The sequence below is a fragment of the Alishewanella agri BL06 genome (assembly GCF_000272005.1).
In the GTDB taxonomy this organism is placed as follows: Bacteria; Pseudomonadota; Gammaproteobacteria; order Enterobacterales; family Alteromonadaceae; genus Alishewanella; species Alishewanella agri.
Map to the genome: position 1 here is coordinate 1 of NZ_AKKU01000010.1, position 11,658 is coordinate 11,658.

The 11,658-nt window shown below is 48.7% G+C and carries 8 protein-coding genes and 1 pseudogene; 3 read left to right on the plus strand and 6 right to left on the minus strand.

All coding sequences use genetic code 11. The features are described from left to right. Positions 1-225 precede the first annotated feature (225 nt). Positions 226-420, plus strand: a complete 195-nt coding sequence (locus AGRI_RS03895) for a DUF3185 family protein (RefSeq protein ID WP_008983704.1) — start codon at positions 226-228, stop codon at positions 418-420. 72 nt (positions 421-492) lie between these two features. Here the strand turns inward: AGRI_RS03895 and glnS are convergent, their stop codons facing one another. From glnS to pnuC, 3 genes are all read right to left on the minus strand, one after another. Beyond that, positions 493-2,157, minus strand: coding sequence for a glutamine--tRNA ligase (gene glnS, locus AGRI_RS03900; RefSeq protein WP_008983705.1), 1,665 nt, complete (start codon positions 2,155-2,157; stop codon positions 493-495). A 109-nt stretch (positions 2,158-2,266) separates the two neighbouring features. Beyond that, positions 2,267-3,307 carry a multifunctional transcriptional regulator/nicotinamide-nucleotide adenylyltransferase/ribosylnicotinamide kinase NadR gene (gene nadR / locus AGRI_RS03905; RefSeq protein ID WP_008983706.1) on the minus strand — a complete coding sequence of 347 codons (1,041 nt, stop codon included), beginning with the start codon at positions 3,305-3,307 and terminating at the stop codon, positions 2,267-2,269. Continuing rightward, positions 3,304-4,104: a nicotinamide riboside transporter PnuC gene (gene pnuC, locus AGRI_RS03910; RefSeq protein ID WP_008983707.1), complete on the minus strand. Its 801-nt coding sequence runs from the start codon at positions 4,102-4,104 to the stop codon at positions 3,304-3,306. Before pnuC ends, nadR begins: the two co-directional genes overlap by 4 nt. A gap of 230 nt (positions 4,105-4,334) precedes the next feature. Between pnuC and AGRI_RS03915 the strand changes: the two genes are divergently transcribed. Continuing rightward, positions 4,335-7,316 carry a TonB-dependent receptor domain-containing protein gene (locus AGRI_RS03915; RefSeq protein ID WP_008983708.1) on the plus strand — a complete coding sequence of 994 codons (2,982 nt, stop codon included), beginning with the start codon at positions 4,335-4,337 and terminating at the stop codon, positions 7,314-7,316. Positions 7,317-7,428: 112 nt separating this feature from the next. Continuing rightward, entirely contained in the window at positions 7,429-8,217 is a 789-nt protein-coding gene (locus AGRI_RS03920) for a hypothetical protein (protein WP_008983709.1), read from the plus strand. Positions 8,218-8,265: 48 nt separating this feature from the next. Here AGRI_RS03920 and sucD read toward each other — a convergent pair whose 3' ends face one another. The 3 genes and pseudogenes from sucD to odhB all read right to left on the minus strand — a co-directional run. Further along, positions 8,266-9,138: a succinate--CoA ligase subunit alpha gene (sucD, locus tag AGRI_RS03925; RefSeq protein ID WP_008951868.1), complete on the minus strand. Its 873-nt coding sequence runs from the start codon at positions 9,136-9,138 to the stop codon at positions 8,266-8,268. Between the two features lie 10 nt (positions 9,139-9,148). Further along, on the minus strand, positions 9,149-10,315 hold the full coding sequence (gene sucC / locus AGRI_RS03930; protein ID WP_008983710.1) for an ADP-forming succinate--CoA ligase subunit beta: 1,167 nt from the start codon (positions 10,313-10,315) through the stop codon (positions 9,149-9,151). Positions 10,316-10,453: 138 nt separating this feature from the next. Beyond that, positions 10,454-11,650: pseudogene (odhB, locus tag AGRI_RS03935) on the minus strand (2-oxoglutarate dehydrogenase complex dihydrolipoyllysine-residue succinyltransferase); the annotation flags it as partial. Between the last annotated feature and the right edge of the window lie 8 nt (positions 11,651-11,658).

Genomic DNA, 11,658 nt, shown 5'->3' on the forward strand with positions numbered 1-11,658 from the left:
AGCGATAACGCAGTAGAAACGCCAGCCAAACGCTGCCCGAAAGGGTTCGCGCTGGCGGCGCTTTGCTCTTTGGCACTCGTCACTTATTTAGAATAACTACACTGCGCTCCTCGTTTCGCGATCAGAACGCCGCCAGTGCGAACAAAATCTAAGCAGCAAACGTCAACACGCCCTAGCTGCCTAAAGTTAACTGCTTTTAATGCCACAACACAACAGGAGAATGTGATGAATAAGATAATCGGACTGGCTTTACTGGTGGCAGGTGCCATCCTATTGTACTTTGGCTATACCGAGTACAACTCCACAGCGTCACAGGTAACCGAAATGGTTACTGGCAACCCCACTGATAATGCCATTTGGTTTTTAGTAGGTGGTGCTATTGCCGCCATTATCGGGGTTGGCATGCTGTTAAAGAAATAACAGTTGCCAAAATAGCTATTGATAAAACAACAGAGGTAGCGGCAGGCCTGCGCCTGCCGCCTTTAACGCAGCTTACTCTTCGTCTTTACCCCAGCTATCACGCAAGCCGACGGTGCGGTTAAATACCAGCTTAGTTGGCTTTGAGTCCTTGTTATCAGCGCAGTAATAGCCCTCGCGCTCAAACTGATAAGCTTTTTCCGCTACGGCGGTTTGCAGCGAGGGTTCGGCAAAGCCGTGCTTCACAACCAGCGAGTTAGGATTTACCGTGCTGATAAAGTCTTCTTCCGCCGCCGGATTGGCCACGCTGAACAGACGGTCATACACCCGGAACTCGGCTGGCAGCGCCTGACTTTGTTCAACCCAATGAATCACGCCGCGAACTTTACGACCATCAGCCGGGTTTTCCCCCAGGGTTTCCGGCAGATAAGTACAGTTCAGCGCGACCACTTCGCCCTGCTCGTTTTTAATCACTTCATCGGCATGGATCACATAAGCATTGCGCAGCCGCACATCGCCACCTAACACCAGCCGCTTATACTTTTTGTTGGCTTCTTCCCGGAAGTCAGCACGGTCAATATAGAGCTCACGGCCAAATGGTAGTTTACGCTCACCCATATCTTCTTTTGGATGGTTCGGCGCAGTTAACCACTCCAGCTTGTCGGCCGGATAGTTGGTAATAGTCACTTTGATTGGATCCAGTACTGCCATGGCCCGCGGTGCTGTCGCATCCAGATCTTCCCGGATACAGGCTTCCAGCGCGCTCATCTCAATGACGTTATCTTGTTTGGTAATACCAATGCGCTTGGCAAATTCACGGATCGCCGATGGCGTGTAGCCGCGACGGCGCAAACCGGCAATGGTCGGCATCCGCGGATCATCCCAGCCACTGACCAGCTGTTGCTCAACCAGAGTTTGCAGCTTACGCTTACTCATCACCGCAAATTCCAGATTCAAGCGCGAAAATTCGATTTGCTGCGGGTGACAAGGAATGGTGATGTTATCCAGGATCCAGTCATAAAGACGGCGGTTATCCTGGAACTCCAGCGTACACAGCGAGTGCGTAATACCTTCCAGCGCGTCCGAAATACAATGCGTAAAATCGTACATCGGGTAAATGCACCAGTTATCACCGGTTTGATGGTGATGGGCAAATTTAATCCGGTAAATCACCGGGTCCCGCATACAGATAAAGCTGGAGGCCATATCAATTTTTGCGCGCAGGGAACATTCCCCCTCTTTAAAACCACCGGCACGCATTTTTTCAAACAGCGCCAGATTCTCTGCCGGGCTGGTGTCGCGGTATGGGCTGGGTTTGCCAGGCTGGGTCAGATTACCGCGATACTCACGCATTTGCTCCGCATTCAGGAAGCAAACATAGGCCAGGCCTTTGTTGATCAGCTCAACCGCATAACCATACAGCTGCTCAAAATAATCAGAAGAGTAACGTACGGCACCTGACCACTGAAAGCCCAGCCAGTTCACGTCGCGCTGAATCGATTCCACAAACTCAACGTTTTCTTTTTCCGGGTTGGTGTCGTCAAAGCGCAGATTACACTGGCCCTGATAGTCTTCGGCAATGCCAAAGTTTAAACAAATCGATTTCGCATGACCGATATGCAAATAACCGTTTGGCTCGGGCGGAAAACGGGTTTGCACACTGTGATGTTTGCCACTGGCCAGATCGGCATCAATAATTTGCCGGATAAAGTTAGTTGGGCGATTCGCGACGTCCGACATAAACTGCATAATCCTATAAAACGAAGACGTAAATGATGCGGCATTATAGCAGCGAAAAGCCCGCTGGCTATATCTGGCTGCAATGCCTACTGAGATTTTCGCCCCACGGCTACCTAGCGGCCAACAAAGCGTCAACGGCGCCGATACAAGCCTCAAGCCGTTCATAATAATTAGCTGAACTGACCCGCAGGATCCGCTCCGCCGGGAAACCATACTGCTGATAAAGCGCCAGCAAACGTTCAAAACTTTGTTGCCGCACACCGGGATCGCCCAGTTCTCGCATACCATCCGCCACCCAGGGCACCGTTGGCTCCAGTGCGATAATCAAGTCATACTTGTTGGGGTCGATAAAGCTTTCGATACGGCTGGCCAACTGGCCTAAAAACACCTGACTAAAAAAGGCCGTTACCACCGCATCGGTATCAAAAAAACAGACTTTGTTGGCACTGCGCAGCGCCTGATAATCCTGCTCATACTGCAGGTGGGTAATACGATTAAAATCTTCCAGGTTAAATAAATCGCCATTACCGCCGACCACTTCTTCCTGATAATCCCGCCCCAGCTCTTCTGACCAGGAGGTGCAATACACCTTTGCCAGCTTACGGGTTAAGGTGGTTTTACCACAGGACTCCGGACCGGTTATCAACACCTTGCGGGCAAAAAATGGCCGCGCGGCACCAGCAATATAATCCCAGTGTAAATAGGGGTGGTTGCGGATCTCAGTGCCACTAATCGGCCACTGGGTCCGCTGTGGATCCAACACCTGATACTGAATATCCGGAAAATGCTGCTGATGACCAGTGCGGTAGCTTTCTTCACCACCAAAGATCAGCTGAAACGGCACCGGTACACTTTGCCGTAATAAGGCCGCATACTCGCCCCACCCTTGTGGAAAAGGCGGAATCTGTCCTTCCTGTTGTAACAGCACCTTAATACCCAACCCCTGCAGCTCCTGCGATAACCAGCGTTGGCGCAGTACGCCATCGATATAAGGAATACCGGCCTGGGCGCAGAGCTCACCATCTTCCTGCGGCCGTTCACTGATCACCACATAAAGTTCATCACAAAGCGCATGGGCGCGTAAAATGGCGGTCAGATGACCACGGTGTGGCGGTAAAAATTTACCCGGGAAAACCCCTACTCTGTTCACGCTGCTTTCGCTCCGCGATGCCAGCTGACGGCACCATATACTGAATTAATTAAAAAGGCGATCCACATTAATAAGGTAGGAACCGCATAAGGCGCTGAGTCGGGTGTGGTCAGCAAGACCAAACTCCAGGCAAAGATGGTCAGCACATTGGTGGCTATCCAGAATGGCCACTGCGCCGCAAACATCCGGATCATTAATAATTGTGCGGTAATTTGCAGTACCACCGTGCTGGCATCCAGTAAGGGGCCGCTCAGGCCAAAACCCGTCAACGTCTGCAGGCTCTCATAGACCGCCGAGTTGCGCTTTAGCGCGTCGCTGATAAAGCCATCCAGGCCGTTGAGCATTTGCGCCAAAGCGGTAACACCAACCCCTACAACGACCAACACCCATAGCCAATGCCAACCGAGACGCCGCACCCGGACCTGCCGGGTTTCACTGTGTAACTGATGGCGCCAGCTATAATAAATAAAGAATTGTGCCGGTAAAAAATAAAACCAATTTAATAACCAGTCACCATAATAGCCGGAGGTCCAGGCAATCAGGCCGTAACTGCTGGCGCTGATTAGGCCCCAAATCCAGTTTGACAGTAAGCCTTTGGCCACCATCACGACGCAAAGCACACCACTGATTGCACTCAGCGGGCTGATCAGCCAGTTTAACGTGATTGACTGCCAACTCTGCCAGTCTGTTCCGCTGGCACTGAACCAGAAAGTACTGACAAGAATAATTAATAAGAAGACACTAAGCCATCGTCTCTCTAGACCACTGAGTTTTTTTAGATCACTTTTAATACTCATTCTTGTCCTATGATGTGCACAGTTAAATTGACTGCGTTAAAACACATTCAAAATAAAATAACACCCATTTACCCAAAATAGGAAAACGTGTAACATTGAGCAGTAACTATACTGAAAATCGCCAAATTAAACATTGTAATTTAGTTTCAATCACTGATATAAATAATCAATGTAATAACGTACTTGCGTCATTACTGACCAATAATAAAAGTAACCCAGGGAATCATTCGATGAATAAACTAAGTCTCACCCCCTTGGCTCTTGCGGTCAGTGGTCTGCTAGCCGGATCGTTGTTTTCCGTTTCAGCTCAAGAAACCGAACAAGAAGAACAAGCAAACACTCGCGGAACGGAGCGTATTTCAGTTCTCGGCTCGCGAATCCGTACCGATGGTTTAGACAGAGCGTCTCCGGTAGAAGTGCTCAATGCTGATGTTGCGGTTTCACAGGGTTTAAGCACCCTGGGCGATTTATTACGTAGCTCAACAGTCGCCGCTGGCGCTAATCAGATCACTTCTGCGACCTCTTCGGCAATTTCTGAGGGTGGTATCGGTGTTGAAACTGTCTCGTTACGTGGCCTGGGTGCAAATCGTACATTAGTACTGTTAAATGGTCGTCGGATCGGCCCTGCTGGTACCCGCGGCTCGGTTTCTGCTTTCGATCTGAATATTATGCCGCTTGCGGCAGTAGATCGTGTTGAAATACTGAAAGACGGTGCTTCTTCTTTATACGGCTCTGACGCTGTTGCTGGTGTAGTAAACATCATTACCAAAAAAGGTGACGAGAGCGTCCTGAACGTTAACGTTAGCCAGCCATTCGACAATGGTGGCGAAACACTGCGTATCAGCGGCAGCATTGGTCGTACATTTAGCAAGGGCTCAGTACGCCTGGTAGCTGACTATCGTAAAGACAGTGAATTAGAACGGGGGGACCGTAACTTCTTCGATTGTGCCGAAGGATATTATTTCGACACAAACACCCGTGAGCGGCGTGACGTAATTGATCCGCGCACCGGCTCATTCCATTGTAATGATTTACCTGCTGGTCATGTATGGGTATATGACTATGCGTACCTTGCAGAAGACGGCAGCACCAACGTGCCAAACGGTGGTGGTGCTTCGACATTGATGCAGTATGACTATGATGGCAGCTTGGCACAGTTTTTACCGCCGTTTACTGCCGATCCAAATAATCCGGCGCACCTACGGGTACCTGCTGGCTGGTATCCGGTCAGTTATGACCGGCTAAGTGCTGGTCTGACAAATTCAAGCCACCCATTCCAATCATTATCTACCCTAGTACCCGAGCGCGATACCAAAACCGTATTTGCACAGGGTGAGTTGTGGCTGACCGATCGCACAACCTTGTATGCAGAAGCGTTATTTAACCGACGTGAAACGATTAGCAAGGGTTATCGCCAGTTCTGGAACTTATTCCACTATACAAATGATGGTGCTGGCGTATTACCGGATAGCACCTTAAGTCCGGGCTGGACTGGAGCACAGGGTTTAAGCTCCACACCCATTACCGATCATGACCAAGATATCATTACCGTTGATTACCGCCGTTTTGTAGTAGGTGCCGAAGGCTATATCGGTGAGTGGAACTGGGACTTAAACTTCCAGAGCAGCCGCAGTGATGGTGATTATTTCAGTAAGGTCATTTTTAATGACTCCATCCGCTCTCAGGAATTTATTACTGAGTCTTGTGTTGGTTCGGTAACCTCAGTCCGTAAGGCTGCCTGTATCGATTTACCATGGTTAGATCCAAACTTCTTAAATGGTCAATTCACACCTGAACAACGCGCTTTTCTTTTTGGTGATGAAACCGGTAATACTATCTATAAGCAACAAACCATAGAAGCGCTTATCAGCGGTGAAGTGATGGAGTTGCCAGCTGGTATGATGGGTGCAGCATTTGGTGCTCAGCATCAGCGCGATGAAATTCTTGATACACCCGGCTCTGTCACACTGGCACGTAATGCCTGGGGTAGTTCATCTGCAGGTATCACTGCCGGTAAATCCACCACTAAGGCGATGTTTGCTGAACTGCAACTACCGGTATTAAAGGACTTAACCTTAGTCGAACGCTTAGATCTGGAGTTATCAGCCCGCTACACTGATGTCTCCACTTCGGGTAGTGATACAACATATAAAGTAGGTGTGAACTGGGATCTGGGACACGGTTTCCGGGTTCGAGCCTCTCAAGGCACTTCTTTCCGCTCCCCAGCGTTATATGAGTTATTCCTCAATGATCAGGAGTCGTTCCCACGTATTGCCGACCCTTGTGCTAACTGGGGTACAGCACTAGCGAATGGTCGTATTACACAATTGGTAGCTGACAACTGTGCAGCTGACGGTATCGCACCAGATTTCAGACCACCAGCAACCAGTAATAATGCTTTTGCGGGTGGAGGGCTCGGTGAGCTGGTAGCAGAGACGTCTACTGCACGCACTGTCGGTTTCGTTTATACACCTGAGTGGACACGATTTAGTGTGAGCGCTGACTACTTCGATATCGAAATCAAAGGAGAGGTGACACAATTAACAGCGGGTCAGGTTGTTTCTGGTTGCTATAACTCAACAGAGTTTGCAACAGAACCACTGTGCAACCTGTTTAACCGCGACAATTTAGGTCGGGTAGAAAATATTCGCCTTAATTATCTGAACATCGCTACCCAGTATAACCGTGGTATCGACTTAATCTTTAACTATGATGTCGATACAGATTTTGGTACGTTCTTTGCGAACTATAATCATACCATTCAAATAGAGGCTGCTCAGCAATTATTAGCAAGTAGCCCGCGTGAGAATCGCGCTGGTTGGCTAGGTAGACCACGTCATGTTGGTAACCTGAATCTGGGCTGGACTCAGGGTGATTTGTCAGTAAACTGGACTACACGTCTAGTGGGTCAATCATCTCTTCAAGACCGTTATCGAGCATTAAATGGTAAAGATACAATCACTTATTGGGAAGAGGAAGTTGATATCGATTTATCAACTCCTACTATGTTCTATCACTCATTGTCCGGTACCTATGACTTTAGTAAACAAGGCTTCCGTGTAACAGCCGGTGTTTCTAACTTGTTTGATACCGAACCACCGAAGTTAAGTAACGTCCCGAATTATACTAGCAGGATCGGAACTTCAGCATTCTATAGCCAGTATGATTTTATCGGTCGTAGGGTGTTCGTTGATTTAACTTACTCGTTCTAAGTTTACGTAGTTAGATCCAGATAAAAATGCCGACTTTGGTCGGCATTTTACTTTGAAAAAACCGGTTTTATTGCTGCATTTAGACTGACACTATGTCAAAACTGAGGACAATATGGCGCGTATTATTGCAAAGCCTGATACGTTGGATGAATTTAACGCTAAGTTCGCTCAACAACGACTCCAACATAACGTTTTTTTGAACTCCGTACCAAAATGCGGAACACATCTGATTCGAAATATTTTCCGGATGTTTGTGCCGGTTGACCAGCACTATACGAAAAGCTTTATTCAATTGCCGGAGCTACAACAACATCAGCAAGCCTTTAATCCGAAGAATCCAGAGCTAAGCTGGGGTCATTTAATTTACAGTGATGTCTCGGCAATGGTATTACGCGAAACTAGAAAATTAGTTCTAGTCAGAGACCCTTATGATTGGGTTATCGCACGCGCCCGCTTTTTTATGTCAGATAACTTTATCGGCAAAACGGATGTGATTCGCAGCGGCCGCATAAGTGTCGAAGAGATATTAAATTTAATGATCTTTGGTATCTATGGACTCGCCCCTACTCTACAGGAGGTCTTTACACATAACGCAGTAGCCTGGCTGGGTACCGGCTGTAAATTAGTAAGATTTGAAGAGTTGTTGCAACACGTTAAACAGCTGGACACGCCAGAAGCAGATGCGTTTTTCCGGGATCTATTAAGTATTCTTGGACTCGAAAAACTACCAGAAGATTGGAAGGAACGTATTCGAATTGGCGCTGATCCCGCACAGTCCGGTACCTACCGTGATAATCTGGCTGGTATTAAAATGGAATTCCCGAAGGAATTACCTGACATACAAAAGCAGATTGTTGATTACGCTGCACCAGGTCTACGTCAAATCCTCGGCTATCGTTAATTTGTAAAAAACCCGCTTTAAAAGCGGGTTTTTCTTCGTAGCTTCAGCTTACCAGCCAGTCAGCTCTTTCAGGGCTTTACCGATATCGGCTAAGCTCTTCACGGTTTTTACACCGGCGTCTTCTAACGCAGCAAACTTCTCATCGGCAGTACCTTTACCACCAGAGATGATGGCGCCAGCATGGCCCATGCGCTTACCAGCAGGTGCAGTGACACCGGCAATGTAAGATACCACTGGCTTAGTGACGTGGGCTTTGATGTAAGCTGCGGCTTCTTCTTCCGCAGAACCACCGATTTCACCGATCATCACGATAGCTTCAGTTTGTGGATCTTCCTGGAATAACTTCAGGATATCGATAAAGTTAGAACCCGGGATTGGGTCGCCACCGATACCAACACAGGTAGACTGACCAAAACCGTAATCCGTGGTTTGCTTAACGGCTTCATAAGTCAGGGTGCCTGAACGTGACACGATACCGACTTTACCTGGCTTGTGAATGTGGCCTGGCATAATACCAATCTTACATTCACCCGGTGTGATTACGCCCGGGCAGTTCGGGCCGATTAAGCGTACGCCTAATTCGTCACATTTTACTTTGGCATCCAGCATATCTAACGTCGGGATACCTTCAGTGATACAGACGATCAGTTTGATACCGGCGTTAGCGGCTTCCAGGATGGAATCCTTACAGAATGGTGCTGGTACATAGATCACAGAAGCTTCGGCGCCAGTGGCATCAACCGCTTCTTTTACCGTGTTAAACACTGGCAGACCTAAATGCGTTTGACCGCCTTTACCTGGCGTTACACCGCCAACCATCTTAGTACCGTAAGCAATAGCTTGCTCAGAGTGAAAAGTACCCTGGGCGCCAGTGAAACCCTGACAAATTACTTTGGTGTCTTTGTTAATTAAAACGCTCATTGCTTACCCCTTATGCCTTGGCCGCAGCTGCAACCACTTTCTGGGCAGCGCCAGTTAAGTCGGTATCAGCAATAATGTTCAGGCCACTTTCTGACAGTACTTTCGCGCCCAGTTCAGCGTTGTTACCTTGTAACCGCACGACTACCGGAACTTTAACGCCAACTTCTTTTACGGCGCCGATCACACCTTCAGCGATCATGTCACAACGCACGATACCACCGAAGATATTGATAAATACTGCTTTAACGGCAGCGTCAGACAGGATAATTTTGAATGCTTCTACAACGCGCTCTTTGGTCGCGCCGCCGCCAACGTCGAGGAAGTTAGCTGGCTGGCCACCGTGTAATTTCACGATGTCCATGGTACCCATGGCTAAGCCGGCACCGTTAACCATACAACCGATGTCACCACCTAAAGCCACATAGTTCAGTTCCCATGAAGCAGCATGCGCTTCACGTGGATCTTCCTGAGAAGGATCCTGCATCGCTTTTAAATCCGGGTGACGGTATAAGGCGTTACCATCGATTACCAGCTTGGCATCTAAACAGTGCAGATCGCCAGCAGGCGTGATAACCAGAGGGTTGACCTCTAACAGTGCCAGGTCTTTATCCTGGAACAGCTGAGCTAAACCTAAGAAGATTTTAACAAACTGGTTAACTTGCTTGCCTTCCAGGCCCAGTTTGAATGCCAGTTCACGGCCTTGGTATGGCTGAGCGCCAACCAGCGGGTCAACAGTGGCTTTTAAGATTTTTTCCGGGGTTTCGTGGGCAACTTTTTCAATTTCCACGCCACCTTCGGTAGAGGCCATAAACACGATACGGCGTGAAGAACGATCCACTACCGCACCTAAATACAGCTCTTTGGCGATATCAGTACAGGTTTCTACCAGAATACGGCTAACCGGCTGACCTTTTTCGTCTGTCTGGTAAGTTACCAGATTCTTACCCAGCCATTTTTCTGCGAAGGCGCGAATTTCGTCCTTGCTCTTGACCAGCTTAACGCCGCCCGCTTTACCGCGGCCACCAGCGTGAACCTGAGCCTTAACAACAAACATATCGCCGCCGATCTGATCGGCTGCGGCTACTGCTTCTTCTACAGTGGCTGCAGCGATGCCTTTAGATACAGGCAAACCATATTGGGCAAACAGTTGCTTACCCTGATACTCGTGCAAATTCATGGCTATTTTCCGTTCATTTGTGATTGAAAGCTACAGCAACTGCAGCCCGTCTTGTTAGTCGGCGCGAATTATACAGCCAACCTGCTTTAATTAAAAATGCTGTGGTTAGCACCACAGCATTTTATCCGCTCTTACCGCTTAGATATCCAGCAGAATACGGGTTGGGTCTTCCAGTAACTCTTTAATGGTTACCAGGAAACCTACAGACTCTTTACCATCGATGATACGGTGGTCGTAAGACAGCGCCAGATACATCATTGGCAGAATTTCCATCTTACCGTCGACTACCATCACGCGGTCCTGGATCTTGTGCATACCCAGAATAGCTGACTGTGGTGGATTGATAATTGGTGTAGACATCAGAGAGCCGAACACGCCACCGTTAGTGATAGTGAAGTTACCGCCCATCAGATCGTCCATCGCCAGTTTGCCATCACGGCCTTTGATAGCCAGATCTTTAATGGCTTTTTCGATTTCGGCCAGGTTCATCTTGTCACAGTCACGCAGTACTGGCGTGACCAGACCACGAGGTGTAGATACCGCAATGCTGACATCGAAGTAGTTGTGATAAACAATATCATCGCCATCGATCGCCGCATTCACTTCCGGGAAGCGTTTCAGCGCTTCGGTCACGGCTTTAACATAGAACGACATAAAACCTAAACGGATACCGTGACGCTTTTCAAACACGTCCTGGTACTGCTTACGCAGATCCATAATCGGCTTCATGTTCACTTCGTTGAACGTCGTTAACATGGCGGTAGAGTTTTTCGCTTCCAGTAAGCGGTTCGCGATGGTCTTACGCAGACGGGTCATCGGTACGCGTTTCTGGCTACGATCACCGGCAGCAACCACTGGTGCAGCAGCGGCAGGCGCGGCGGCTTTAGCAGGTGCGCCGGCTAAGAATTTCTCAACGTCTTCTTTGGTAACGCGGCCGTTTTTGCCGGTGCCTTTGATTTTGCTGGCATCCAGACCTTTTTCGGCAATTAAACGACGTACTGACGGGCTTAACGCATCATCACTGTCATCGCTGGCAGCTGGCGCAGTGGCGGCTGGTGCGGCCTCAGCTTTTGGTGCGTCAGCTTTCGCAGCTGGCGCACCACCGGCAGACATCTTACCGATGACTTGCTCAGCCGTTACAGTGGCGCCAACATCATGCAGGATCTCGCCCATCACGCCATCGGCCTGAGCGACGACTTCCAGCACAACTTTGTCCGTTTCGATATCGACTAATACCTGATCACGGCTTACGGCTTCACCGGTTTTTACGTGCCAGGTGGCGATAGTTGCATCTGCAACAGATTCCGGTAATACGGGTACTTTAATTTCCACTTTTTCACCTT

What these genes read in the sequence shown, in the direction of transcription:
- sucC (WP_008983710.1), bottom strand. Translation starts at nt 10,315, where the DNA reads ATGAATTTGCACGAGTATCAGGGTAAGCAACTGTTTGCCCAATATGGT.
- sucD (WP_008951868.1), bottom strand. Translation starts at nt 9,138, where the DNA reads ATGAGCGTTTTAATTAACAAAGACACCAAAGTAATTTGTCAGGGTTTC.
- AGRI_RS03915 (WP_008983708.1), top strand. Translation starts at nt 4,335, where the DNA reads ATGAATAAACTAAGTCTCACCCCCTTGGCTCTTGCGGTCAGTGGTCTG.
- glnS (WP_008983705.1), bottom strand. Translation starts at nt 2,157, where the DNA reads ATGTCGGACGTCGCGAATCGCCCAACTAACTTTATCCGGCAAATTATT.
- AGRI_RS03895 (WP_008983704.1), top strand. Translation starts at nt 226, where the DNA reads ATGAATAAGATAATCGGACTGGCTTTACTGGTGGCAGGTGCCATCCTA.
- pnuC (WP_008983707.1), bottom strand. Translation starts at nt 4,104, where the DNA reads ATGAGTATTAAAAGTGATCTAAAAAAACTCAGTGGTCTAGAGAGACGA.
- AGRI_RS03920 (WP_008983709.1), top strand. Translation starts at nt 7,429, where the DNA reads ATGGCGCGTATTATTGCAAAGCCTGATACGTTGGATGAATTTAACGCT.